This window comes from Micromonospora sp. WMMD1102 (assembly GCF_029626265.1).
In the GTDB taxonomy this organism is placed as follows: Bacteria; Actinomycetota; Actinomycetes; order Mycobacteriales; family Micromonosporaceae; genus Plantactinospora.
Genome location: NZ_JARUBN010000001.1, coordinates 4,175,628 through 4,198,630 on the forward strand (window position 1 = coordinate 4,175,628; position 23,003 = coordinate 4,198,630).

Annotated in this window: 29 protein-coding genes; 18 read left to right on the top strand and 11 right to left on the bottom strand. The window is 70.0% G+C overall.

Annotated features, from left to right (window positions below):
• Nucleotides 1-46: 46 nt before the first annotated feature.
• Complete coding sequence (locus O7626_RS18520; RefSeq protein ID WP_278062415.1) at nt 47-682, bottom strand: TMEM175 family protein; 636 nt, start codon at nt 680-682, stop codon at nt 47-49.
• Nucleotides 683-893: 211 nt separating this feature from the next.
• On the opposite strand from O7626_RS18520, the gene O7626_RS18525 reads away from it, so the two are divergent.
• From O7626_RS18525 to O7626_RS18555, 7 genes are all read left to right on the top strand, one after another.
• Nucleotides 894-1,544: an alcohol dehydrogenase catalytic domain-containing protein gene (locus tag O7626_RS18525; protein ID WP_278062416.1), complete on the top strand. Its 651-nt coding sequence runs from the start codon at nt 894-896 to the stop codon at nt 1,542-1,544.
• Nucleotides 1,545-1,781: 237 nt separating this feature from the next.
• Complete coding sequence (locus O7626_RS18530; protein ID WP_347404847.1) at nt 1,782-3,254, top strand: NF041680 family putative transposase; 1,473 nt, start codon at nt 1,782-1,784, stop codon at nt 3,252-3,254.
• A gap of 15 nt (nt 3,255-3,269) precedes the next feature.
• Nucleotides 3,270-3,488: a hypothetical protein gene (locus O7626_RS18535; protein ID WP_278062417.1), complete on the top strand. Its 219-nt coding sequence runs from the start codon at nt 3,270-3,272 to the stop codon at nt 3,486-3,488.
• Nucleotides 3,489-3,842: 354 nt separating this feature from the next.
• A complete protein-coding gene (locus O7626_RS18540) occupies nt 3,843-4,190 on the top strand; it encodes a hypothetical protein (RefSeq protein WP_278062418.1) in 348 nt (115 codons plus the stop codon).
• A complete protein-coding gene (locus tag O7626_RS18545) occupies nt 4,187-5,362 on the top strand; it encodes a zinc-dependent alcohol dehydrogenase (RefSeq protein WP_278062419.1) in 1,176 nt (391 codons plus the stop codon). The genes O7626_RS18540 and O7626_RS18545 overlap by 4 nt, the downstream gene beginning before the upstream one ends.
• Nucleotides 5,329-6,060, top strand: coding sequence for a DUF1345 domain-containing protein (locus O7626_RS18550; RefSeq protein WP_278062420.1), 732 nt, complete (start codon nt 5,329-5,331; stop codon nt 6,058-6,060). The genes O7626_RS18545 and O7626_RS18550 overlap by 34 nt, the downstream gene beginning before the upstream one ends.
• Nucleotides 6,061-6,138: 78 nt before the next feature.
• Nucleotides 6,139-7,137: a mechanosensitive ion channel domain-containing protein gene (locus O7626_RS18555; RefSeq protein WP_278062421.1), complete on the top strand. Its 999-nt coding sequence runs from the start codon at nt 6,139-6,141 to the stop codon at nt 7,135-7,137.
• A 21-nt stretch (nt 7,138-7,158) separates the two neighbouring features.
• Here the strand turns inward: O7626_RS18555 and O7626_RS18560 are convergent, their stop codons facing one another.
• On the bottom strand, nt 7,159-7,605 hold the full coding sequence (locus tag O7626_RS18560; RefSeq protein ID WP_278062422.1) for a helix-turn-helix domain-containing protein: 447 nt from the start codon (nt 7,603-7,605) through the stop codon (nt 7,159-7,161).
• Between the two features lie 100 nt (nt 7,606-7,705).
• Between O7626_RS18560 and O7626_RS18565 the strand changes: the two genes are divergently transcribed.
• Both O7626_RS18565 and O7626_RS18570 read left to right on the top strand, forming a co-directional pair.
• The gene (locus O7626_RS18565) at nt 7,706-8,206 is read left to right on the top strand and encodes an NAD(P)H-binding protein (RefSeq protein WP_278062423.1); all 501 of its coding nucleotides are present in this window, start codon (nt 7,706-7,708) and stop codon (nt 8,204-8,206) included.
• Complete coding sequence (locus O7626_RS18570; protein ID WP_278062424.1) at nt 8,200-8,397, top strand: hypothetical protein; 198 nt, start codon at nt 8,200-8,202, stop codon at nt 8,395-8,397. Before O7626_RS18565 ends, O7626_RS18570 begins: the two co-directional genes overlap by 7 nt.
• Nucleotides 8,398-8,409: 12 nt before the next feature.
• On the opposite strand, the gene O7626_RS18575 is transcribed toward O7626_RS18570, so the two are convergent.
• Together O7626_RS18575 and O7626_RS18580 are read right to left on the bottom strand one after the other, a co-directional pair.
• Nucleotides 8,410-8,763 carry a DoxX family protein gene (locus tag O7626_RS18575; protein WP_278062425.1) on the bottom strand — a complete coding sequence of 118 codons (354 nt, stop codon included), beginning with the start codon at nt 8,761-8,763 and terminating at the stop codon, nt 8,410-8,412.
• 91 nt (nt 8,764-8,854) lie between these two features.
• Nucleotides 8,855-9,451 (bottom strand): TetR/AcrR family transcriptional regulator, encoded by a 597-nt coding sequence (locus tag O7626_RS18580; RefSeq protein WP_278062426.1) that lies wholly within the window; start codon nt 9,449-9,451, stop codon nt 8,855-8,857.
• Between the two features lie 70 nt (nt 9,452-9,521).
• Here O7626_RS18580 and O7626_RS18585 point away from each other — a divergent pair, with 70 nt between their 5' ends.
• Nucleotides 9,522-9,896, top strand: coding sequence for a nuclear transport factor 2 family protein (locus O7626_RS18585; RefSeq protein WP_278062427.1), 375 nt, complete (start codon nt 9,522-9,524; stop codon nt 9,894-9,896).
• A gap of 63 nt (nt 9,897-9,959) precedes the next feature.
• Here the strand turns inward: O7626_RS18585 and O7626_RS18590 are convergent, their stop codons facing one another.
• Nucleotides 9,960-10,217, bottom strand: coding sequence for a hypothetical protein (locus tag O7626_RS18590; protein ID WP_278062428.1), 258 nt, complete (start codon nt 10,215-10,217; stop codon nt 9,960-9,962).
• Nucleotides 10,218-10,481: 264 nt separating this feature from the next.
• On the opposite strand from O7626_RS18590, the gene O7626_RS18595 reads away from it, so the two are divergent.
• Nucleotides 10,482-10,934 (top strand): GNAT family N-acetyltransferase, encoded by a 453-nt coding sequence (locus tag O7626_RS18595; RefSeq protein WP_278062429.1) that lies wholly within the window; start codon nt 10,482-10,484, stop codon nt 10,932-10,934.
• Between the two features lie 13 nt (nt 10,935-10,947).
• Here the strand turns inward: O7626_RS18595 and O7626_RS18600 are convergent, their stop codons facing one another.
• Nucleotides 10,948-11,709 carry a TOPRIM nucleotidyl transferase/hydrolase domain-containing protein gene (locus O7626_RS18600; protein WP_278062430.1) on the bottom strand — a complete coding sequence of 254 codons (762 nt, stop codon included), beginning with the start codon at nt 11,707-11,709 and terminating at the stop codon, nt 10,948-10,950.
• Between the two features lie 222 nt (nt 11,710-11,931).
• On the opposite strand from O7626_RS18600, the gene O7626_RS18605 reads away from it, so the two are divergent.
• Both O7626_RS18605 and O7626_RS18610 read left to right on the top strand, forming a co-directional pair.
• Nucleotides 11,932-12,513 carry a GNAT family N-acetyltransferase gene (locus O7626_RS18605; protein ID WP_278062431.1) on the top strand — a complete coding sequence of 194 codons (582 nt, stop codon included), beginning with the start codon at nt 11,932-11,934 and terminating at the stop codon, nt 12,511-12,513.
• A 118-nt stretch (nt 12,514-12,631) separates the two neighbouring features.
• Nucleotides 12,632-13,360 carry a class I SAM-dependent methyltransferase gene (locus O7626_RS18610; protein ID WP_278062432.1) on the top strand — a complete coding sequence of 243 codons (729 nt, stop codon included), beginning with the start codon at nt 12,632-12,634 and terminating at the stop codon, nt 13,358-13,360.
• 70 nt (nt 13,361-13,430) lie between these two features.
• Here the strand turns inward: O7626_RS18610 and O7626_RS18615 are convergent, their stop codons facing one another.
• Nucleotides 13,431-14,423, bottom strand: a complete 993-nt coding sequence (locus tag O7626_RS18615) for a hypothetical protein (protein ID WP_278062433.1) — start codon at nt 14,421-14,423, stop codon at nt 13,431-13,433.
• A 71-nt stretch (nt 14,424-14,494) separates the two neighbouring features.
• A complete protein-coding gene (locus tag O7626_RS18620; protein ID WP_278062434.1) occupies nt 14,495-14,668 on the bottom strand; it encodes a hypothetical protein in 174 nt (57 codons plus the stop codon).
• Between the two features lie 77 nt (nt 14,669-14,745).
• On the opposite strand from O7626_RS18620, the gene O7626_RS18625 reads away from it, so the two are divergent.
• Nucleotides 14,746-15,588 carry a carbohydrate ABC transporter permease gene (locus O7626_RS18625; protein ID WP_278062435.1) on the top strand — a complete coding sequence of 281 codons (843 nt, stop codon included), beginning with the start codon at nt 14,746-14,748 and terminating at the stop codon, nt 15,586-15,588.
• A gap of 33 nt (nt 15,589-15,621) precedes the next feature.
• On the opposite strand, the gene O7626_RS18630 is transcribed toward O7626_RS18625, so the two are convergent.
• From O7626_RS18630 to O7626_RS18640, 3 genes are read right to left on the bottom strand one after another with little or no spacing between them, the layout of a single operon-like run.
• Nucleotides 15,622-16,509 (bottom strand): carbohydrate ABC transporter permease, encoded by an 888-nt coding sequence (locus O7626_RS18630; RefSeq protein WP_278062436.1) that lies wholly within the window; start codon nt 16,507-16,509, stop codon nt 15,622-15,624.
• Nucleotides 16,509-17,531: a sugar ABC transporter permease gene (locus O7626_RS18635; protein WP_278062437.1), complete on the bottom strand. Its 1,023-nt coding sequence runs from the start codon at nt 17,529-17,531 to the stop codon at nt 16,509-16,511. The genes O7626_RS18630 and O7626_RS18635 overlap by 1 nt, the downstream gene beginning before the upstream one ends.
• Nucleotides 17,532-17,543: 12 nt before the next feature.
• Nucleotides 17,544-18,815, bottom strand: coding sequence for an extracellular solute-binding protein (locus O7626_RS18640; RefSeq protein WP_278062438.1), 1,272 nt, complete (start codon nt 18,813-18,815; stop codon nt 17,544-17,546).
• A gap of 496 nt (nt 18,816-19,311) precedes the next feature.
• Here O7626_RS18640 and O7626_RS18645 point away from each other — a divergent pair, with 496 nt between their 5' ends.
• From O7626_RS18645 to O7626_RS18660, 4 genes are read left to right on the top strand one after another with little or no spacing between them, the layout of a single operon-like run.
• Entirely contained in the window at nt 19,312-20,292 is a 981-nt protein-coding gene (locus O7626_RS18645; RefSeq protein WP_278062439.1) for an ABC transporter ATP-binding protein, read from the top strand.
• Nucleotides 20,293-20,302: 10 nt separating this feature from the next.
• Nucleotides 20,303-21,043, top strand: coding sequence for an ABC transporter permease (locus O7626_RS18650; RefSeq protein WP_278062440.1), 741 nt, complete (start codon nt 20,303-20,305; stop codon nt 21,041-21,043).
• Between the two features lie 3 nt (nt 21,044-21,046).
• Nucleotides 21,047-22,324, top strand: coding sequence for a sensor histidine kinase (locus O7626_RS18655; protein WP_278062441.1), 1,278 nt, complete (start codon nt 21,047-21,049; stop codon nt 22,322-22,324).
• Entirely contained in the window at nt 22,321-22,950 is a 630-nt protein-coding gene (locus O7626_RS18660; protein ID WP_278062442.1) for a response regulator transcription factor, read from the top strand. Before O7626_RS18655 ends, O7626_RS18660 begins: the two co-directional genes overlap by 4 nt.
• Nucleotides 22,951-23,003: the final 53 nt, after the last annotated feature.

The window sequence follows — 23,003 nt, forward strand, 5'->3', positions numbered from 1 at the left end:
GACCGTTCTGGCGGCCGGCCCCGTTCTCGAGCCGGTGGCCTGCCGGTCAGCTCCCCGACGTCGGGGGACGACGATGCGCGATCCGGCGGGTGAGAGGTACCTGGTACAGACCGGCGCTGGTGACGGCGTAGAACACCGGCAGTACGACGAAGATCACCAGGCCGGCGAGCGGTGCGACCAGATACCCGATGAGCCCTGCAACAACATAGAGGATGACCCCGACGAGTGCCCGCAGCCGCTCGGCGGGGAAGTGCCGCTCACTCACCTCCTCCTTGAGCAGGTCCTTGCGGCGGGCCAGGTAGTGGAAGAACGCCAGCCAGCTGCCGCAGAGCAGCGCGCCGACCAGCGCGTAGAAGGCGACGGCCACGCGTTGGTCCTGCTGGTCGTGCTCCTGGAGCGCGTGCGAGACGACGGCGGTCGGGAACGGCAGCAGGGCGGTGCTGAACAGCACGAAGAGGTTCACCCAGTGCAGGCCCCGGTCACTTTCCTTGACGCGATTGAACGACCCCTTGTGGTTCAGCCAGACAATGGCCACATAGGCGTACGAGGCGAGATAGGCGACGTAACCCGGCCACTGCTCGAGCAGCCCCGACAGCAGGCGACCGGGCGGCACGTCCGGCACCCGGAGATCCAGCACGAGCAGCGTGATGATGATGGCGAAGACGGCGTCGCTGAACGCCACTGCACGGCTGGTGTCCGACCGGGTGCCCCATGTCGTCGGTTGGACTGCTCACGGCCGGTGGCTACCCACCGACGTCCACGCTAACCGGCTCCGCGCAACCGAACGAATAGCGCGAATCATCAGGTGGGGGCCGAAGCGAATTGCGAGAATTCGACTGCCAGGCGGTCTCGGAGCCGCCGCAGGGGCGGAATCTTCACCACGGGGGTAGCGAATGAAGGCAGTCGTGTACGACGGGCCACGGACGGTCAGCGTCAAGGAGGTGCCGGACGCCAGGATCGAGCGACCGACCGACGCCTTGGTACGCATCACGACGACGAACATCTGCGGGTCCGACCTGCACATGTACGACGGGCGCACCGACACGCAGCCAGGCTCGGTGCTCGGGCACGAGAACATGGGGGAGGTGATCGAGGTCGGCGACGGGGTCGACCTGGTCAAGGTGGGCGACATGGTCTGCCTGCCGTTCAACGTCTCCTGCGGCGCCTGCGCCAACTGCAACCAGGGCCTGACCGCGTACTGCCTGGTGGTCAACCCGGCGCCCGGCATGGCCGGTGCCGCCTACGGCTACGCCGACATGGGTCCGTACGCGGGCGGTCAGGCCGAGTTGCTGCGGGTGCCGTGGGCCGACTTCAACTGCCTCGTCCTGCCGCCGGACGCCCGGGACATGAGCAGGCAAGAGGACTACGTGAGGCTCTCGGACATCTTCCCCACCGGCTGGCACGCGACCGAGCTCGCCTGCGTGCGGCCGGGCGACAGCGTGGCTGTCTATGGTGCCGGGCCGGTCGGGTTGCTGGCCGCGTATTCCGCGATCATCAAGGGTGCCAACAAGGTGATGGTGGTCGACAGGAGAAGTCGGCGCTGACCTTGAACCACCTCGTGCACTCCGTGCGGTTCGGCGGCACGATCGGTGTGGTCGGCGTGTTCTTCCCGAAGGACCCCGGATCGCCAGACCCGTTGCAGAAGCAGGGGAAGGCGCCGTTCGACTATCTTGATCTTTAACCTGTGGGGCGGCGGCATCGACCCCGGCTGATCATGGTGACAGCCCTTGATCGATCATTCCTCTTGTCTAGGGAAGAAGATCGCAACCAAGGGCTGTCTGGTGGTCAGTGTGCACGATGCCGGGACGAAGGATGAGGTCGGACGGCTGGCGGCGTTCCGGCGCGAGTTCCACGCCTGTCTGACCGCTCGCCGGGATGCGTTGTTCGAGCTGGCCGACGCGCTGTTGTGCGCAGGCGCGCCGGTGCGGTCTCTGGTCGAGTTGTCGCTGGTGGGTGAGCACCGCCGCGGTCACGGCTCGCTGTACGCGGCGTTGAACCGCGGCCGGATCGACATCGAGCGGCTGCGGACCGCGGTGGCGGCGGTGCCGCTGCCGCGGGCCGCGGACGGGCGGATCGTTCTGGCGGTGGACGTGACCTGCTGGCTGCGGCCGGAGGCGCACACCTGCCCGGAGCGGGTGCTGTGCCACACCTACGGGCGCGGCAAGGACACCCACATCGGGGTGCCGGGCTGGCCGTACTCGTTCGTCACCGCCCTGGAGGCGGGGCGCACCTCGTGGACCGCCCCGTTGGACGCCCGCAGGCTGGCACCCGGCGACGACGCTGCCACGGTCACCGCCGGCCAGTTGCGGGACGTGGTGCGACGGCTGATCACTGCCGGGCAGTGGCAGCCCGGTGATCCGGACGTGTGGATCGTCGCGGACGCCGGATACGACGGACCCCGGCTGGCGTTCCTGCTGGCCGACCTGCCGGTGCAGGTTCTGGTGCGGATGCGTTCCGACCGGGTGCTACGCCGCCCCACGCCACCCCGACTGCCGGGCACCACCGGCCGCCCACGCAGGCATGGCGGCGAGTTCATCTTCGGTGACCCGGCCAGCTGGGGCGACCCGGACGTCGCCACGACCACCGACACCCGTCTCTACGGCACCGCGACCGCCCGGGCCTGGCACCGGCTGCACCCCAGGCTGACCCACCGCACCGCATGGACCGCCCAGCACGGCCCGCTGCCGATCATCGAGGGCACCGTGATCCTGCTGACCGTCGACCGGCTGCCATCAGGTGCCAACGCGAAACCGGTCTGGCTCTGGTGGTCCCAACCGGCCGCCACTGACGCCGAGGTCGACCTGCTCTGGCAGGCGTTCCTGCGCCGCTTCGACATCGAGCACACCTTCCGCATGCTCAAGCAAACCCTTGGCTGGACCAGCCCGAAATTGCGCGATCCGCACGCCGCCGACCGTTGGACCTGGCTCGTGCTGGCCGCCTACACCCAGCTGCGCCTCGCCCGAGGCGCCGTCGGCGACCTGCGCCGGCCCTGGGAACGCCCAGCGTCGCCCGAGCGACTCACGCCCGCCCGCGTCCGGCGAGGGTTTCGGCACCTGCGCGGCAAAGCCGGCAACCCCGCCCGCGCGCCGAAACCGTCCCGACCAGGACCCGGCCGACCACCCGGACTACGCAACCGCCACCCGGCAACCCGCCACGACGTCCACATCGTCACCGCCGCCACCAGCACAAAACCGAAAGGCTGCACGAAGAAAACGAAGACTTCGAATAACCCGAGGCCACGTCGCACAGGTTAAAGATCAAGCTATGGCATGTTCTGGTTCAAGGGGCAGAGCATGGGCACCGGCAAGTGCAACGTGAAGAATTACAACCGTCAGCTGATGAACCTCATCGCGAACCACAAGGCCGAACCCTCTTTCCTGGTGTCGCACGAGTTGAAGCTGGATCAGGCGCCGGAGGGGTATCGGAACTTCGATGTCCGCGCTGATGGCTGGACCAAGGTGCTGCTGCACCCGGACGGCGGACGCTGACGACGGCTCGCCCCATGAGGCGGCCTGCCCCATGAGGCGCAGCGGCGGCACTCAGTGGGGTGCCGCCTCCGTAGGGTTGTTACCCGGGGAAGCTACATACCACCAAAGCGCCAGAATCACGCATGCGAGGCTCGGCACTATGAAATGGTTTGCGCCTAAGGATGCCGTTTATCGACGGCGCCCGTACGAGCAGACCGAGCGACAGGGGTGGACATGAGGTGGCTGATCGGCGGAGCGGTCGCGTTGGCCGGCGGAATGGTCGCCCGGCGGCTGATCGGCGGGGCTGGTCGAGACAACGACCACCGGCAAGGGGCCTCGGCACGGCGGAGCAGGCCGCGTTGGCATGTCGCGACGGTGAACCGACCGGCCGGTGACGTCGCTCCCGGCGGACATCTCCCCGAGCCGCTGGCCGGGCTCGGCGACGCCGTCGAGGTCCAGCTCCGGCCTGCCCCCGGCGACCGGGGCACCGAGATCGCCGTACGGCTGCGCGACGGTGCCCGACTTCCCGTTGCCGCCGCCGCCCGGCGGGCCGCCGGCCGCGATCCCGAACAGGCGATCCGGGCCGCGCTGCGGGAGTCGAAGCAGCTGGTCGAGACCAGTGAGGTCCTGCACCCGGACTACCCGCCCACCACCGAGCCGACCGCGTTGAACAAACCACTGCAGATCGCCACCCGACAGGGTCGGCGGGAGGGACGGCTGTGAAGGCACTGGTCTGGGAGGGAGCCAACGAACTCGCGGTACGGCAGGTTCCGGATCCGCAGATCCGCAACGAGCAGGACGCCATCGTCCGAGTCCGTCGGACCGTGACCTGCGGCTCGGACCTGCACCTGCTCGGCGGGTACATCCCGTTCATGGAGCGCGGCGACGTACTCGGGCACGAGTTCCTCGGCGAGATCGTCGAGATCGGCCCCCAGGTGCGCAACCACAAGGTGGGCGACCGGGTCGTCGTCTGCTCGTTCGTCTCCTGCGGCAAGTGCTGGTACTGCCGACAACAGCAGTTCTCGCTCTGCGACAACGGCAACACCAACCCGATGATCACCGAGAACGTCTGGGGTTCCGCGCCCGGCGGCTGCTACGGCTATTCGCACGCACTCGGGGGTTTCGCCGGCAGCCACGCCGAGTACATCCGCGTCCCCTACGCCGACCAGGGCGCCTTCGCCGTCCCGGACGCGGTGAGCGACGAGCGCGCGCTGTTCGCCTCCGACTCCGCGCCGACCGGCTGGATGGGCGCCGACCTTGCCGGGGTCAAACCCGGCGATGTCGTGGCGGTCTGGGGTGCTGGGGCGGTAGGGCAGATGGCGGCTCGGGCGTCCGTGCTCCTCGGCGCCGACCGGGTGATCGTGATCGACCGACTCGACAACCGACTCCAGATGGCCCAGACGCATCTCGGCGTCGAGACGCTGAACTACGAGCAGCAGGACATCGGCGCCGAGTTGCTGGAGCGCAGCGGCGGTCGAGGTCCGGACGTCTGCATCGAGGCGGTGGGAATGGAGTCGCACAGCAGCGGTCCGCAATTCTGGTACGACCAGGTCAAGCAGCAGCTGCGGATCGAGTCCGACCGTCCGATCGCCGCCCGGGATGCGATCTACAACTGCCGCAAGGGCGGCAGCGTGTTCGTCCTGGGCGTGTTCGCCGGCCTGGTGGACAAGTTCCCGCTCGGAGCGGTGATGAACAAGGGCCTGACGCTGCGCGGCGCGCAGCAGCACGGACAGCGCTACATTCCCATGCTGCTGGAACGGATGGCCCGCGGCGAGCTGGTCACGGAGCACCTCGCGACACACACCATGCCGTTGGACGAGGCGCCGCGCGGCTACGAGATCTTCAAGAAGAAACTCGACGGATGCGTACGGGCTGTCTTTCAGCCCACCAGCTGACCGATACCGCCGACGCCGCCGTCACCTCTGCCCTCACAAAGTCCATGGGCCAGGTCAAAATGCGACCACCGGACCGGATTCTCTCCGTCCGGCGCCTGTCGATCTCGCTGGCCGCCGGCGTCGTCGTCGCAGTGGCTGTCGCGGTGCTCGGGTTCCCCGAACTGTTTCCGCTGGTTGGTCGGAACGTGGCCGCCGCCGTCGTGCTGGTCTGGGTCTGGCGGATCAGTTGGCATCAGGGACCGGAGGGCACCGAGCGGCTCGCCGAGGAGGAAAGCCGTTCACGCTCTACTGACAGCGCGGTGCTGATCGCCGCAGTGGCCAGTCTCGGCGCCGTTGCCTGGGCCCTCGTCCACTCGTCGCAGAACCAGGACGCACTCGCGGTCACCCTGGCCATCGTGAGTGTGCTCACGGCGATCCTGTCCTGGGGATTGCTGAACACCGTGTTCGCATTCAAATACGCACGCATGTTCTATCTTGAGGACGGCGGGATCGACTTCAAGCAGAGCGAACCACCGACCTACAGTGACTTCGCCTATCTGGCCTTCACCGTCGGCATGTCTTTCGCCGTGTCGGAGAGCGAGCCGGCCAGTACGCGGATCCGTAAGACCGCCCTCGGCCACGCACTGCTGTCCTACCTGTTCGGCACGGTCATCCTCGCCGTGGCCGTCAACCTGGTGACCGGCCTGGGCGGGGCCTGATCAAGCGGTACCACGGGATGAGGAGCCGCGAAGGATGGGGACCAGAACCGCAGTGGACGGGACCTCGTGCGTCCGGCGTTGATCGTACTGACCGCGGTCGGTGCGGCCGTGCTGGTGGACCTGTTGACCGGCGTGCTGGTCCGCCGGTTCGCCCGTGGCCGCTACCAGTGGCTGCTGACCCCCCTGCGCCACGCCTGTCGCCGCCCGAGCACGGTGGTGCTGCTGCTCGCGGCGTTGTACGTCGCGCTGCCGTCGGACGGGGACGGCTGGGTCCGCGGGGTCCGGCATGTCATCCTGCTGCTGTTGATCGCCAGCGCCGGATGGCTGGTGGTCAAGGCGCTGCACGTCGCTGAAGGCGTCGCGTTCAGCCGACTGCCGGGCGAGACGGTCACCGACCGCAGAATCCGCCGCGCGCGGACCCAGATCCGCCCGGTACGCCGACTGACCTCGGCTGTCGTCGTGGTGGTGGCGATCGGCCTGATCCTGGTCACCTTCCGGCCCGTACGCACCTTCGGGATCACCTTCCTGACCTCGGCCGGCGTGATCGGGGCGCTGATCGGCCTGTCCGCCCGGACCGCGCTCGGCAACGCCTTCGCCGGCATCCAGGTCGCCTTCGCCGACAGCCTGCACGTCGACGACGTGCTGGTGATAGACGGCGAATGGGGCCGGGTCGAGGAGGTGAAGCTGACCAACGTCGTGATCCGGCTCTGGGACGACCGGATGCTCGTCCTGCCCACCACCTACTTCACCGAACACGCCTTCCAGAACTGGACGCGGCACGAGACCCGGGTGGTCGGCGAGATCCGCATCCACCTGGATCACACCGCCGACCTGGACGACCTCCGGCAGGAGACCAGACGGCTCGTCGAATCGTCACCGCTGTGGGATCGGCACCAGTGGGTGTTGCAGATGGTCGAGACCACCCCGCAGACCGTCGTCATCCAGGTCCACGCCTCCGCCGCAGACGGGCCCAGCGCCTGGGACCTCCGCTGCGACCTGCGCGAGGGACTCATCCATTACGTGCGGAACACCCATCCGCAATGGCTGCCGCGCACCCGTGGCGAGTACCACCCCTGAGACCCGTCCGGTAGCGGCCCGCTAGCGGTATCGACGAACGGCACCCGGACCGGCTCGCCAACGCGGCCGTCCGTGCTCCGGCAGCCGGGCCGCGGCTCGGGGCGGGTCCGGCAGGTGAAACGCGCGGGCGGCCAGCAGTTCCGGCAGGTGTTCCCGACTCCAGGCCCGCGCCGCCGCGATCAACGGCAGCAGGCTCCGGCCCAGCGAGGTCAACGCGTACTCGACGCGCGGCGGGTTCTCGTCGTAGCGGGTGCGGGTGACCAGGCCGTCGCGCCGCATCGCCCGCAACGTGTCGGCCAGCACCTTCGGTGTGACGGTGCGCAGTGGTACCCGCAGCTCGCCGAAGCGGCGCGGCCCGTGCTCCAGGCAGAGCAGCAGCATCCCGGTCCACCTGTCACCGATCCGGAACGGCAGGGTGCTCGACGGGCAGGCCGGGTCGAACAAGTCCGCGGCAAGTCGCGACGTCATCGCCCGAAGTTACCAACGGTACCGGGCCCGGCGACATCATCACGGTCGTCGGGCCCGGTACCGTTGCGGTAACCGGCACCCGCGCCGCTAGCGTCGCGCCATGAGCAGCATTGCGATCTTCGGGGCCGGCGGCCGGGCGGGTCGGGCGGTGAGCGCCGAGGCGGGCCGCCGTGGTCACCTCGTCACGGCGGTGGTCCGGGACCCGGACAGGTATCCCGACCTCGCCGGCGCGGTAGCCGGTGACGTCACCGACCCGCACGCGGTCGCCTCGATCGTGTGCGGGCACGACGCCGTCGTGCACGCGGTCAGTCCGGCGTCCGGTCCGGAAGCGCTGGCCGCCCTCGACCTCGATCCGGAGTTCTTCGGCCGGGCCGCCGACGCGCTGCTGCACGGCCTCGCCCGGACCGGCGTACCCCGGCTGGTGGTGATCGGGCTGTTCGCCAACCTGACGGACGCGAACGGCGGGCTCCTGCTCGACGATCCCGCCGTACTCCCCCGCGAGTTGCGGCCCTTCGCCGTCGCGCACACGGCCGGCCTGGACCGGCTCCGGGCCGCACGGACCACTGTGGACTGGCTGGTGCTCACCCGCCCGCCGTGCTGACGGTGGACGGCCCGCGCACCGGCCGGTACCGGATCGGCGGCGACCGTGCCCCGGCCCCGGAACTATCCCAGCTGTCCTACGCCGACCTGGCCGTGGCGACGGTCGACGAGATCGAGGCGCCCCGGCACCATCGCCGCCGGGTCGCCGTCTTCGCCGCGACGAGGGCGGACGGCCGTGACGGTCACAGGTAACGGCCGTAGCGGTCACAGGTGGTGGTGGCCGAGGTTGACGGCCAGCGCGGCGAGCACCGTGGAGAAGAAGACAGCCCAGCCCACGAGCTGCCGGGAGCCCACCCGCAGGTGCGCGACGAGCGCGCCGAGGAAGTACAGCACGAGGCCGGCGGCGGCGAGCGTGCCCAGGACCGGTACGGCGAATCCGGCCAGCAGCCCCAGCGAGCCGGCCGCCAGCAGCAGGCCGAGCACCGGCACCCAGGACCGTGGTATCCGCTTCATGTCCGCCTGCGCCTTCGGATACTCGTGGCCGATCAGATAGGTGACGGCGGCGATGCCGGTGAAGACCGAGGCGACGATGGTGACCGTAACGTACGCGACGAACACGAACCCTCCCGAGACAGTGTTTGCCTCGAGGACGGGGCGACCCGCCGTGATGTGACCGGAGGACGGCGTGCGATGCCCGGCGGGTCGCCGGTCAGGGCTGACGGACGCCGTACACCCGGAGGATGCTCCGGCAAAGCGCGGCCGCCGCCTCGGCCGTGGTCGCGCGCCCGGCGGCGACCTCGCCGCCAGCGGCGTGTCCGAGCGCGACGGTCGCCGAGACCAGCCAGGCCGGGCTCGTGGTGCGGTCGAACTCGCCGCTGGCTTGGCCACGCCTGACCAGCCGCGCCAGCCGCGCCACGACCGGGGCGTGCCGGCGGTCGTCCTCCGCCGGGTCGGCAACGGTCACCGCCGGGTCCAGCAGCAGCGGGTACCGGTCGAGCAGCCGCCAGGTGGCGTCCAGCCAGCGCAGCAGGGCTTCGGTGGCGGTGCCGCTGTCCACGTCGGCGGCGTCGAGCGCGGCGACGGCCTCGTCGGTGATGCGCGCGACGACCGCTCCGAGCAGCAGTGGCCGGGACGGGTAGTGGGCGTACACGGTCTGCCGGGTGACCCCGGCCGCGACCGCGACCTGTTCCACCTTCGCGCCCGGATTCCGGCCCAGCACCTCGACGGCGGCGGCGAGGACGGCGGCGGCGCTGCGGTCGGCGTCGGACCGCCGTCGGCGGGACCGGGCACCGGTCGGCTCTGACACGTTGTCCAACCTATCCGGCAGCAGTAAATTGGACACAGCCGTCAAAGATAATGCCGACCCAGGAGGTCCGATGACACCCCGCGCCGATCTCGCCGGCTATCTGGTCCGCTATCCACAGGAGGCGGGGCTCGGCGACGAGGACCCGGCGGTCGTGCTGGACCGCTACCACACCCCGGACTACGAGCTGGTCAACGACGGCGTTCCGCTGGACCGGGCACGGCTGCTGGCGCACATCGCCCCGGCCCGACGACGGGCCACCGCGCTCCGGGTCGAGGTCGAGCAGGCGCTCGTGGACGGCGACCAGGTCGCCGCCCGTTACCGGCTCATCGCCGAACTGCGCAAGGGCGGCACGATCACCACCGAGATCTACATGTTCGGCGAGCTGTCCATCGACGGCCGGCTGCGCCGCGCCGTGCAGGCCACCCGGACGATCCCGGCCAGATAGTTCCACGGGTACGCCGAACGCCCGGCCCGCCGTCCGGTCGGCGCACCCTGTCGGACGACCTGCCTAGTAGGTGAAGGTCCAGAGGAAGTAGAAGCCGGGGTTGTTGGGGTTGTACACCCGGTACTCGCAGTAGTACCAGCTCCACTGGCCGGTCTGCACACCCTCGCTGCCGTAGCTGTTGCAGAACTGGCCGTCGTAGTAGACGCCGCGCAGCGTACCGCCGACCGGGTCGGCAGCGGCCGGACCGGCGGCGGCCCCGACCAGGCCGCCCAGGGCCAGCGTCACCGCCGCCACCCGGGTCGCCCATCTGCGTCCGCGCATGAAGCCTCCTCCCGATAACGTCCACGGTGCACAGCGGCTCCCCGTCGAGCCGCAGCCCGGGACATCGAAGTTCGTCGGGATCAGGCTCACACGGGCGGGCCCGGCCCGGCTCACGACAACGGGCGATGCTACGACGACGATCCGTCAACACGGTCTCCGTCGAACGGGCATCCGCCCAGCCGGAACGGGACCGGCCTCGGATGGAACAGGCACTTCTGTGGCGGAGGCAGGATGCTGGAAGGGGGTACGGACGTGGAGATCGCCATGAGGCTGGCCCATGCCGAGGAGGCCGGCGCGCTGAGCGAGCACGCCCTCAGGTCCAAGGCGCACTGGGGCTACGACGAACGGTTCCTCGACGCCTGCCGGGCCGACCTGACGCTACGGCCGGAGGAGGTCGACGAACGGCGCACAGTGCTCGCCGAGGCATCCGGTCAGCTCGTCGGCTTCTACACGCTCGACGGCGTACCGCCCGAGGGCGAGCTCGGCAACCTCTGGATCGAGCCCTCCTGGCTGCATCGCGGCGTCGGCCGCAGGCTCTGGCAGCACGCCGTGCAGACCGCCCGGGAGCACGGCTTCCGGAGCATCTCGATCGGTGCGGACCCGAACGCCGAGGGTTTTTATCTCACCATGGGTACGGTACGCGTGGGCGAGACGCCGTCCACCGCCATCCCGGGCAGGTTCCTTCCGCGGTTGCGGTTCCGGCTTTCCGCCACCTGACCGGGCCAGTCGGTCAGTGCGGCGGGCAGACGGTGCGGAGCAGCGCGTCCAGCGGCCGTGGCAGGGCGTTCCGGGCAACCGCCTCCTCGACCAGCAACCTGGCATAGCGGGACTTGCGGCGCGAGCCGCTGCCCAGGAACCGGCGCAGCTGCGCACCGGTCTCCCGGCCGCGCCAGGCGGGTTGACGCTGCAACGAGCGGAACGACCCGAGGTCCCCCTGCGAGTCGAAGAGCGCCTGGACTCCTTCGACGCCCACCGCGCGGATCAACTCGTCCTCCAGGTCGTCGACGCAGACCTGGAAGCCGAGTCGCCCCAGGTCGGCCTCGGTGTCCGGCGCGCCGACCCCGGCGGTGCGCAGTCCCCGGCGGAAAATCTCCGCCTCGGCCAGGTCACAGAGACCGGCGAGCCGTACCCGCAGCGGCGGCGGACCGAGCCCGGTCAGGAAGCGGCCGATCGCGTGCGCGCCACCGATCGGCACGACCACCACCCGCTCCGCGTCGAGGTCAAGGCCACGGCAGACCGCAGCCGTCTCCACCGCGATCTGGTCACTGATCCCCTCGACGAGCAGCAGAGCCAGGGCGCTGTCGGCCCCGACCGCCGTGCTCCCGCCATCCGCCGGGGCGCCGTCGAAGCTCGACAAAGCACTTCCGGACCTCGCCAGGGCGCTGTCGAACTTGGCGAGGGCCCGGGCCGTCGCGCGGACCGGGGCACCGTGGCCGCTCACATAACCGTCGAGTGCCCGGCGGGCAAGCTCACGGCGACGGGCGACATCCACGACCGCTCACCGCTGCGTCGACCGTGCGGAGACGTCACGCACCGCCGGCTCGATCCCAGCCGGACCGCCCGGACCCGCCGGACCGGCTGGAAAGGCAGGACGGTCGCCGGTGGCGTCGGGACGTGGCCATGGCCGCCATCATCGGCCGGTCCCGGACGGTCGACAAGCGATTTACCGGAAACCTTTCGATCCGACGGAAGCCGCCCGATAGAGTCCGACGCCGTGCCGTCTCCCGAGATCACCATCGCCACCCCGGCCGACCGTACCCGGGTGGTCAGCTCACTGGTCGCAGCCTTCTCCCGCGATTCCGTCCTGCGGTATCTCTTTCCCGACGAGGACACCTATCCCCAATCCGCCGCCGCCTTCTTCGGGCACCTCTTCGACAGGCGAGTCGCCAAGGGCACGATCTGGACGATCGAGCGTGGCGCCTCGACCGCCCTCTGGGAACCACCGCCCACCGGCGACCACGACTCCTCGGACGACGACCTCGCGGCCGCACTGGCCCCGGACGCGCTCGCCCGGGTCCGCGGATACGCCCGGACGTTGCACGCCGCGCTGCCGGCCGCCCCGTTCTGGTACCTCGGCGTCCTGGGCACCCATCCGGACAGCGCCGGACGCGGGTGGGGTCGGGCCGTGATGGCCGCCGGGCTGCGCCGGGCCGCCGCCGACGGGCTGCCCGCCGTGTTGGAGACCAGCAACCCGGTGAACGTCGAGGTCTACCGTCGCGCTGGATGGGAGGTCGTGCGGAGCGTGACCGAGCCGCTGCCCACCTGGATCATGCAGCAGCAGCGACCGAGCGGATGACCGTGGAGGGCGACGCCCGGCCGGGCGAGGTCGGTGTACCCCGACGAACGCGGCAGGCGTACCCGTCGACCACCGATTTCCGTCGCCCGGGGCGCCCGGGGATCGATATCGTCCGACGGTGCCCGATGCGATCTTCGCTCATCCGCGCCTCGCCCGCCTCTACGACGCCTTCGACGCCGAGCGCGACGACCTGGCCGGCTATCTGGCGATCGCCGACGAGTTGGCGGCCCCCCGGGTGCTCGACGTCGGCTGCGGCACCGGATCGCTGGCGGTACTACTCGCCCGCGCTGGACGTACGGTGGTGGGAGTCGATCCCGCCGAGGCGTCACTCGAGGTGGCACGGTCGAAGGACCCCGACCGGCTGGTCACCTGGATCCACGGTGACGCCACGGCGTTACCCGCGCTCGCCGCCGACCTGGCGACGATGACCGGGAACGTGGCACAGGTCTTCCTCGGCGACGACGACTGGGCCCGGGCTCTCCGGGGAATCCGTGCCGCGCTTCGACCGAACGGCCATCTGGTCTTCGAGACCAGGCGCCCCGACCGCCGTGCCTGGGAGGAGTGGGCCACCGAGACCGAGCCGGTCACCCTCGACATCCCCGGCAGCGGCGAGGTGGAACGGCGGTTCGTCGTCACCGACGTCAGCCTTCCGTTCGTCTCGTTCCGGTACACGTACCGGTTCCGGGCCGACGGCGCCGTGCTGAGCTCCGACTCGACTCTCCGGTTCCGGACCAGGGAGGAGGTCGAGTCGAGTCTGGCCGCCGACGGCTTCCAGGTCATCGACGTGCGCGAGGCCCCGGACCGGCCCGGCCGCGAATTCGTCTTCGTCGCCCGACGATCGGCCTGAGGGTACGCCGGCAGCCGGTTCGCGCTGACGTTGCCGCGACAGCAGGCTCTGTCGGGCGAGCGGACGACGCTCAGGCCGGCCCGGATCCGACCCGCCGGTGGTCGTCCCACCAGCGGAGCACCCTGGTCGCATAGCAGGTCAGCCACTTCGACGGCTCTCCCGCCGGCACGTCGACCTCGAACCACACCTGGCCGCGGTGCCACCCGGCCTGTAGCCAGGTGCCGTCGGGCTGGCGGGCCGCCCGGATCAGCGCGATCGCGTCCGCCATCCGCTCGTCCGGGGCGCTGCCGTCGTGGATCGCCGCAGCCCGGAAGTAGTCCGCGGCGTTCAGCACGCTGTAGCCCCAGCGGAACGGGTACCCAAACCGCAGCGCCCAGGGACCGACCGGCTCGCCGGTGGAGAGCCGGCGGTACAGCCCGCGGGTGAGCAGGTATTCCTCTCCGGCGCGGCGGGCGGCCCGCACCCGTTCGCGGTCGCCGGTGACCCGCTCGTAGTCGAGCAGCCCCTTCAGGGTGTTCAGGGTGGAGTGGAACGAGGATCTGGTCGCCCCGTCCACCCACTCGCAGTTCCATCCGCCGTCGGGCAGCCGGTGCGCGAGGAACCAGTCGACCAGCCCGTCGACGTCCGCACCGAGCCACAGCCCGTTGGACAGCGTCCACGAGTTGATGCAGCAGTCCACCTCGCCGCCCCAGTACGGCAGGTTGTCGTACTCCCAACGACAGTGCGCCGCGAGCCGTTCCGCCGTCCCGGCGAGAACGTCCGGGTCGAGCCCCCACTCCCGTAGCGTGTTCAGCGTCCAGGTGGTCGCCGTCCAGGGCTGACCGTCCCGTTCCCACGCCCCGGCATCGTCGAAGTCGAAGCCGACCGGAAAGAACGCCCCGCCCGCCCACTGCCCGTCAGGATCCTGGAGCGCGAGCAGCCGCGCCCCGAACCCGTCGGTCGCGACCCGCGCCCTGGTGGCGGCCCACACCTGCGTCGGCAGGTGGAGAAGATCCCGCTCGACCTGCCAGCGCAGAGCGGGGTCGGAGTCGAGCAGCCAGTCGTCGAGCGTGCCGGCAACCATTTGCGCAGGGTAGCGGTTGCCACCGACAGCGCACCCGGCCGGGGCGGCACGGTGGGCCCCGAACCGACAGGTCAGACGGCGCGGGCTATGCAGATCCGGGCGTCCAGCCGGGGGCCGGCCTCGTAGAGCATGTACTGCACGCCGCCGTCGGTGCCGAACGCGGGCGACGCGGTCCGCCCGTTGTCGGAGGCGATCGGGCGGTGGAAGACGCCGAGGTGCACCTCGCGGTCGAAGTTGGGCGCCACGGTCTCCGTACTCCTGTTCCTCGTCGTCCTGGCGCTGACCGTGGTGCAGTGGCAGATGCGCAAGAGGTGGGTCTTCCATGAGCAGTAGGCTCTCGCCGCGCACGAAGGTGCTCCTCTACGGCGTGCTCTGCGTGCTGGCCGTCCCGTTCGTCTTCCCGACCTGGTGGATGGTCACCTCGTCGGTCAAGCCGGTCGCGGAGATCTTCGCGTTTCCGCCCGCCCTGCTGCCCGGCTCGGTGAGCTTCGACGGCTACCGCGACGCGTTCGGCACGCAGCCCTTCGCCCGGCAGTATTTCAACTCGGCGTACATCGCGCTGGTGGTCACCGTCGGCACCCTGGCGGTCTCCTCGCTGGCCGGGTACGCCTTCGCCCGGATCCGCTTCCGGGGGCAGAACGCTCTCTTCCTGGTGGTGCTGCTCGGCCTGCTGATCCCGAGCGAGGTGACGATCGTCCCGCTCTTCCGGATGTTCAACGCGGCGGGTCTGGTCGACACCCACTGGCCGCTGATCCTGGTGCCGATCCTCGGCGCGCCGAGTGTGCTTGCCACCTTCATCATGCGGCAGTTCTTCCTGGCGCTGCCGGGTGAGCTGGAGGAGGCGGCCCGGCTGGACGGGCTGGGCCGGTTCGCGACCTTCTGGCGGATCGGGCTGCCGCTGTCCCGGCCGGCGCTGGGCGCGGTCTCCATCTTCACCTTCCTGCACAGCTGGAACCTCTATCTGGAGCCGATCGTCTTCCTCTCGACGCCGGAGAAGTTCACCCTGCCGCAGGCGCTGACCCAGTTCGTCGACGCGTACGGCGGTCCGATGTGGAACGTGCAGCTCTCGGCGGCGTCGCTGACCGCGATCCCGGTGCTGGTCGTCTTCGTCATCGCCCAACGCCAGTTCATCGAGGGGCTGGCCCACACCGGATTGAAGGGCTGACCCGGATGGGGTCAGCCCTTCGGGCACCCGGTGTCAGCCCTTCACGGCGCCGGTCAGCCCGCCGACGATCCGGCGCTGGAACAGGCTGAAGAACAGCAGCGCCGGGAGCATCGACAGGGAGGTGAACGCCAGGACCTTGGCCGTGTCGACCGAGTACACCGACGCGAAGGCCTGCACGCCGAGCGGCAGCGTGAAGGTCTCCTCCCGGTTGAGGATGAACAGCGGCAGCAGGTAGCTGTTCCAGCTGTTGATGAAGGTCAGGATGGCCACGGTGACGACCCCCGGCAGGGCCAGCGGCACCACCATCCGCCAGAAGAAGCCGAGCCGACTGCATCCGTCGATCGACGCCGCCTCCTGGATCTCGTTCGGGATGGCCCGCAGGAACGGGACCAGGATGATGATCGTCATCGGGATGGCGAACCCGATCTGCGGGAGGATCACCCCGGGCAGCGTGTTCATCAGCCCGAGGGTCCGGACCAGGATGTAAAGCGGGGTGATCGCCACGGTGAGCGGGAACATCAGGCCGGCGGCGAAGAGCGAGTACATCGCTCCCCGGCCCCGGAACCGGTAGCGGGCCAGGATGAAGCTCGTCATCAGGCCGAGGGCGACCACGCCGACGGTGGTGAGAACGGCGACGATCGTGGAGTTGACCACCTGTTGCCAGAACACCCCGCCGGTCAGCACGTCGAGGTAGTTGCCGGCCTGCCACGGGCTCGGCCAGCCCGCCGGGTCGACGGTGATCTCCGAGTTCGTCCGGAAGCCGCCGACGATGATGTAGACGACGGGCGCCAGCATCGTCCCGACGAGCAGCAGCGCGACGAAGTACACGGACGGGTTTCCCCAGTTCGCCCGCCGGCGGGTCCGGGTCGGCCTGCGGCTGGTTCGGGTCGGCCTGCGCGGGGCCACGGCGGTCGCGGCCATCAGCTTCTCCCTCCGGTGATCGCGCCATCGGTGTCACGGCGCAGCACGAACCGCTGGTAGACCAGGGCCGCGACGAGCGAGACGAAGAACAGGACCACGGCCACCGCGTTGCCGTAGCCGTACTCCCCGGCGTTTCGTCCGTTGGCCACCATGTACGTGGCCATCGTCGAGGTCCCGGCCGTGGAAGCGACGTACTGGCCCCAGATGATGTAGACCAGGTCGAACAGTTGCAGGGCACCGATCATCGACAGGAAGGCCCAGATCCGGATCGTCGGCCCGAGCAGCGGCAGCGTGATCCGGCGCTGGATCTGCCAGTAGGACGCCCCGTCGATCGCCGCCGCCTCGGTCAGTTCGTCCGGGATGCCCTGCAACCCGGCGAGAAAGAGGATCACGGCGAACCCGATGTACTTCCAGGTGAGGATCCCCATCAGGGTCCAGATCGCCTTGTCCGGGTCGGAGAGCCAGTCGTTGCGCAGCCAGCCCAGTCCGAAGTCGTCGAGCAGGGCGTTGACGGCGCCCTCGCTGTGCAGCATCAGGCTCCAGCCGGTGCCGACGACCACCTCGGAGATGACGTAGGGGACGAAGACGAGTACCCGGATGAGCGTCTGCCCGCGCATCTTCCGGTTCAGCAGCAGCGCGAGCAGGATGGCGGCCGGCCCCTGGAGCACCAACGACAGCACGACGACGGCCGCGTTGTGTTGCAGGGCGTCGACGAACGTGCCGTCCTCGAAGATGAGCAGGTAGTTGCGGAGGCCCACGAACTCGGTGGGCGGACCGTACCCCTGCCAGCTGAAGAAGCCGTAGTAGGCGGCCATGGCGACGGGGAGGATGACGAAGGAGAGGAAGACGAGCAGTGTCGGCCCCGTCATCAGGGCGATCTCCAGCCGGGCGGGCCAGCCGATGCCCCTGCGGGGACGGCGCCCGGTCGGGGGCGGCACGACGGGCGCGCCACCCCCGACCGGCGTCTCGTCCGCCGACCGGTCCTGCGTGAGCTGTACGCTCTCGCGGTCTGTATCGAACATGATGTGGTGTCTCTAGGACCTCTTGGCGGCGGTCTTGGCCGCGGTGACGATGTCCTCCGGGCTGCCCTTGCCGGCCAGCAGGTTCACCACCGCGGTGTTGAGGGCGTTGCCGACGTTCTGCCCGTAGACCGTGTCGAGCCACTGCGAGACGAACGGGGCCTTGTTGTAGGCCGCCAGCACGGACTTCAGGTGCGGCTCGGCCACCGCGCCCTGTGCCTCGCTGTTCACCGGCGGCGCCTGGAAGGCCCTGTAGTACTCCTCCTGCACGCTGGTCTGCAACATGAAGTTGAGGAAGGCGGTGCACTCCGCCTTGGGAGCCTGCGCGGAGCAGGAGTAGCCGTCGACGCCGCCGAGGATCGCGCCGGGGTCGCCCGCGCCGCCCTCGATGCTCGGGAACGGGAACCAGTCCAGGTCGGGCAGCGGCTTCTGGTCCGGCGTGAGCGAGGCGATGACACCCGGGTTCCAGGCACCCATCAGCTCCATCGCCGCCTTGTGGTTGGCGAGCAGACCGGCCGAGCTTCCCGCGCCCTGCTGGGCCGAGGTGGTGAGGAAGCCGTTGTTGAACGGCTGCGTCGCGGCAAAGGCCTGGACGTCCTGACCGGCCTTGAGCCAGCAGGGGTCGTCGAAGGTCATGGTCTTGGCGGTCTCGGTGACCGTGTTGGTGCTGCATTCCCGCAACGCGAAGAAGTAGTAGTAGAAGGCTGCCGGCCAGGCGTCCTTGGCCCCGAGGGCGATCGGCTGGGTGCCGGCGGCCTTCAGCTTGTCGATCGCGGTCTGGAGGTCGGCGAGCGTGGTCGGCGGCTGGGCGATGCCGGCCTTGCCGAACAGGTCCTTGCTGTAGAAGAAGCCGCCGGGCAGCACCGCCACCGGCATCGCGTAGACCTTGTCGTCGATCGTCTGCGCCTTGAACGACCCCTCCGAGACCACCTTCCGGGTGGCGTCGCTGATCCCGCCCGTGATGTCCATCAGCTGGCCGGCCTTGACCATCGCGGCCATCTTGCCGCCGCCGCGCTGCATGAACACGTCGGGGGCGTCGCCGGAGTTCAGCGCGGTCTGGAGCTTGCCGTCCAGGTCCTCGTTCTGGATCGACTGGAGTTCGATCGTCACGTTCGGGTTGGCGGCCTGGAAGTCGGCGGCGGTCTTCTCCCAGAACGCCTTGCCGGGACCCGTCGTGGCGTTGTGCCAGAAGCTCATCGTGACCTTGCCGCCGCTGGCGCCGTCGTCCGAGTCGCCGGCACCGCAGGCCGCGGTTCCCAGGACACCAGTCGCCAGGACTACCGACACCGTCAGTAGTTTTCTTGCCCTCATCAACCTGTCCTCTCTGCCCGAATACGCACCGGACGGGGCTTCCACCGGGCGAGCGGAGACACCGCTCCCGGTTGTCCACAGCGGACGCGAGGGCCGGCGTACCCCGTCACTACACCCGTCGGGCGTCACGTCAGCTGTCTTGGACGGGCAAAGACTCGCAGACCAAACTGAAAAAAACAAGACACGTTTCCGAAACCTTTCAGTGCCACCGGACCTGCGACAGCGCCGCTCACGGACGCCCGGGCCGGACGACTGGTGGGCGCAGGGTATCGGAGAAGTTCCGGAAGGTGCTTGTCGACCCGCTACCGGCGAGATGTGCCAGTTTCGTGCCGACGGTCCGGCAAGACGCGCTGCCGGTCGGCGGCTGACCCCGGCATCCACCGATCGGTTGACCGGGTTACCCGTCGCGGCCGGCGACGGCGGTGGCCGCGTGGTCGATTCGGCGTGGGGGCGCGGCCGGCAGGCTTCCGGTATGGCAATCATCGAGGTAGACGGCCTCGTCAAGCACTACGGCAGGCAGACCGTGGTGGACGGGGTCAGCTTCACTGTCGAGCCGGGCGAGATCTTCGGCATCCTCGGTCCCAACGGGGCCGGCAAGACCACCACGGTCGAGTGTGTGGAGGGGTTACGGATCCCGGACGGCGGCACGATCCGGGTCTGCGGCATCGACCCGCGACACGACACCGGCGAGCTGCGGCAACTGCTCGGCGCGCAGCTCCAGGAGAGCGAACTGCCCGACAAGCTCAGGGTCGGCGAGGCGCTGGAACTGTTCAGTTCCTTCTACCGGGAGCCGGCCGACTGGCGGGAACTGGTCGACGTGCTCCGGCTCGGCGACAAGATCGGTACGCAGTTCCGGCGGCTGTCCGGCGGCCAGAAGCAACGGCTGTCGATCGCCCTCGCACTGCTCGGCAACCCGACGGTGGCGGTACTCGACGAGCTCACCACCGGCCTGGACCCGCAGGCCCGGCGGGACACCTGGGACCTGATCGAGGACGTCCGCGACCGGGGCGTGACGATCCTGCTGGTCACGCACTTCATGGAGGAGGCGGAACGGCTCTGCGACCGGCTCGCCGTGATCGACTCGGGTCGGCTGGTCGCGCTCGACTCCCCGGCCGGGCTGGTCGCCAGCGTCGACGACCGGCAACGCATCCGGTTCCGGCCCTCGGCACCGCTGGACCACGCCGTGCTGACCGCGTTGCCGGAGGTGACCTCGGTCGAGCGGGCGGGCGGCCAACTCGTGGTGACGGGCACCGGCAACCTGCTGCTCGCGGTCACCACCGCGCTCGCCCACGAACAGGTCGTCGCCGCCGACCTGCGGGTCGAGCAGACCTCGCTGGAGGACGCCTTCGTCGCGCTCACCGGCCGCTCCGGCCGAGCCCTCGGCGACCTGCCCGACCGTGCGCCCCGCGATCGCACCGGCGAAACGCCCGACGCCCGCCCCTTCGAAGCCTGAGGAGACCGCAGTGTCCGCCCTGTCCCGGCTCACCGTCACCGAGACCAGACTCTTCTTCCGCGAGCCGCTGATCGTGTTCTTCGCGCTGGCCTTCCCGCCGATCCTGCTGGTCATTTTCGGGGCGGTACCCTCGTTCCGCGAACCCGAGCCGTCCCTCGGCGGCCTGCGGGTGATCGACCTGTACGTGCCGATCACCGTCGCGACGGCGCTCGCCATGTTCGCCCTCAACGGCCTCTCCCAGCTCTTCGCCAGCTACCGGGAGAAAGGGGTACTGCGCCGCATGCGCACCACCCCGGTCAAACCGGGGCTGATGCTCGGCGCGCAACTGCTGATGGCCACCATCCTGTCGGTGGCGACGATGATGGTCGTCCTCGCCGTCGGCCGCCTCGCGTTCGACGTGCGCCTGCCCCGACTGCTGCCGGCCTACCTGCTCGGCTACGTGCTGGCGGCGCTGGCGATGTTCGCGATCGGCCTGCTCGTCGCCGCGCTCGCGCCGAGCGGCAAGAGTGCCGGCGCGATCGGGACCGTACTCTTCTTCCCGCTCGTCTTCTTCGCCGGCCTCTGGATCCCGCGCGACACCATGAACGGCGTGCTGCGGACGATCAGCGACCTCACCCCACTCGGTGCCGGCGTGCAGTCGTTGCAGGACGCAACGGCCGGGCACTGGCCGCAGCCGCTGCACCTGGCTGTCATGCTGGGGTGGACGATCGTGGCCGGCGGGCTGGCCGCGCGGTACTTCCGCTGGGAGTAGGTCGTGAGTATCGAGGCGGAGCTGCGGGCGGAGTTCGACCGCTGGGAACGCAGGGAGATCGCGCTCTTCAACGTCCTCCCCTATCTCCTGCTGGCCGCCAGTGTCCTGCTCACGCTGCTGCAACCGATCTGGGTCACGCCGGTGCACGTGCCGACCATGCTCGGGCTGACCCTCGCGGCAACCCTCTGGGTGCTCTACTTCCACACCCTGCACCCGGAATGGCACGAACACGGCCCGCTGATGGGCCTCTACTACACCGGGCTGATGGTGCTGGCCGCCGGCCTGGTGGCGATCGCACCCTTCTTCGCCCTCTTCGCCTTCGTCGGCTACCCACAGTCGTTCATCTACCTGAAGGGTCGCTGGCGCTATGCCGGGGTCGCCGCCACGGCGACCGTCTCGGCGATCGGATATCTGGGCGGGGTCGCCGACATCGTCGCCGGGCGGTGGTGGGAAGGCATCGCCGTCACCGTGATCAGCATCCTGCTGGCCGGGGTGTTCTTCCACTTCGCCGAGCTGGCCGACCAGCGCAACCACAAGCAGCGGCAGGCGCTCACCGAGCTGCACGAGGTCAACACCAAGCTGGAGGCGGCGCTGGAGGAGAACGCCGGCCTGCACGCCCAACTGCTGGTCCAGGCCAGGGAGGCAGGGGTGCTCGACGAGCGGCAGCGGATGGCCCGGGAGATCCACGACACCCTCGCCCAGGGGCTCGCCGGCATCCTCACCCAACTCCAGGCCGCCGAGCAGACCGACGACCCGGCCGCCTCCGGTCGACACCTGACGAACGCGATGAACCTGGCCCGGGAGAGCCTCACCGAGGCCCGCCGGACGGTCCACGCGGTGGAGCCGGCGATGCTCGCGCAGGCCCGGCTGCCGGACGCGATAAACGAGCTGGCCCGGCGCTGGGCCGAGGTGCATGACGTCGACACGGTGCTGACCACCACCGGCGACGCCCGGCCGATGCACGCCGACGTCGAGGTGACGCTGCTGCGTACCGCACAGGAGGCGCTGGCGAACGTGGCGAAGCATGCCCGGGCCAGCCGGGTCGGCCTGACCCTGTCGTACATGGAGGATCTGGTGACGCTCGACGTACGGGACGACGGTGTCGGCTTCGCGCCGGGTGCCAAGCGGGCCAACGGCTCGACGAACGGAGGGTTCGGGCTGGCCGGCATGCGGCAGCGGGTGCAGCGCCTCGCCGGCCGGCTGGACATCGAATCCGAGCCGGGCGGCGGAACGGCGATCTCGGCCGTCGTGCCGGCCATCCCCGCCGGAGGTGTCGATTGATCTCGCTGCTGATCGTCGACGACCACCCGGTGGTCCGGGACGGGTTGCGGGGCATGTTCAGCGCCGACGGGCGTTTCGAGGTGCTCGGCGAGGCCGGCGACGGCGCCGAGGCGATCGCCGCCGGGGAGCGGCTCCGACCCGACGTCATCCTGATGGACCTGCGGATGCCGAGGACCGACGGGGTCACCGCGATCAGGGAACTCGCCCGGCGCGGGGTGTCGGCCCGGATCCTGGTGCTCACCACGTACGACACCGACAGTGACGTGCTGCCGGCGATCGAGGCGGGCGCCACCGGGTACCTGTTGAAAGACGCCCCGCGCGAGGAGCTGTTCCGGGCGGTCGAGGCTGCCGCGCGCGGACAGGCGGTCCTCTCCCCCGCCGTCGCGACCCGGCTGATGGGGCAGATCCGCCAGCCGGCCTCCGAGCCGCTGTCCCAGCGCGAGTTGGAGGTGCTGGAGCTGATCGCCCAGGGCTCGACCAACCGCGAGGCGGCGCGGCAGCTGTTCATCAGCGAGGCCACCGTCAAGACCCACCTGCTGCACGTGTACGCGAAACTCGGGGTCAACGACCGGGCCGCGGCGGTGGCCACCGCCTTCTCCCGTGGCTACCTGACACCCCGCCGCTGACGCCCGCACCAGCCGACCTCGATCAGGGAGCCGGAGGCCTGCCGTACTTGCTT

Coding starts and splice junctions, on each gene's coding strand:
- O7626_RS18535 (WP_278062417.1), top strand. CDS start 3,270: ATGTTCTGGTTCAAGGGGCAGAGCATGGGCACCGGCAAGTGCAACGTG.
- O7626_RS18565 (WP_278062423.1), top strand. CDS start 7,706: ATGAGCAGCATTGCGATCTTCGGGGCCGGCGGCCGGGCGGGTCGGGCG.
- O7626_RS18560 (WP_278062422.1), bottom strand. CDS start 7,605: ATGACGTCGCGACTTGCCGCGGACTTGTTCGACCCGGCCTGCCCGTCG.
- O7626_RS18525 (WP_278062416.1), top strand. CDS start 894: ATGAAGGCAGTCGTGTACGACGGGCCACGGACGGTCAGCGTCAAGGAG.
- O7626_RS18585 (WP_278062427.1), top strand. CDS start 9,522: ATGACACCCCGCGCCGATCTCGCCGGCTATCTGGTCCGCTATCCACAG.
- O7626_RS18615 (WP_278062433.1), bottom strand. CDS start 14,423: ATGGTTGCCGGCACGCTCGACGACTGGCTGCTCGACTCCGACCCCGCT.
- O7626_RS18635 (WP_278062437.1), bottom strand. CDS start 17,531: ATGTTCGATACAGACCGCGAGAGCGTACAGCTCACGCAGGACCGGTCG.
- O7626_RS18645 (WP_278062439.1), top strand. CDS start 19,312: ATGGCAATCATCGAGGTAGACGGCCTCGTCAAGCACTACGGCAGGCAG.
- O7626_RS18595 (WP_278062429.1), top strand. CDS start 10,482: ATGAGGCTGGCCCATGCCGAGGAGGCCGGCGCGCTGAGCGAGCACGCC.
- O7626_RS18625 (WP_278062435.1), top strand. CDS start 14,746: ATGAGCAGTAGGCTCTCGCCGCGCACGAAGGTGCTCCTCTACGGCGTG.
- O7626_RS18590 (WP_278062428.1), bottom strand. CDS start 10,217: ATGCGCGGACGCAGATGGGCGACCCGGGTGGCGGCGGTGACGCTGGCC.
- O7626_RS18550 (WP_278062420.1), top strand. CDS start 5,329: ATGCGTACGGGCTGTCTTTCAGCCCACCAGCTGACCGATACCGCCGAC.
- O7626_RS18630 (WP_278062436.1), bottom strand. CDS start 16,509: ATGGCCGCGACCGCCGTGGCCCCGCGCAGGCCGACCCGAACCAGCCGC.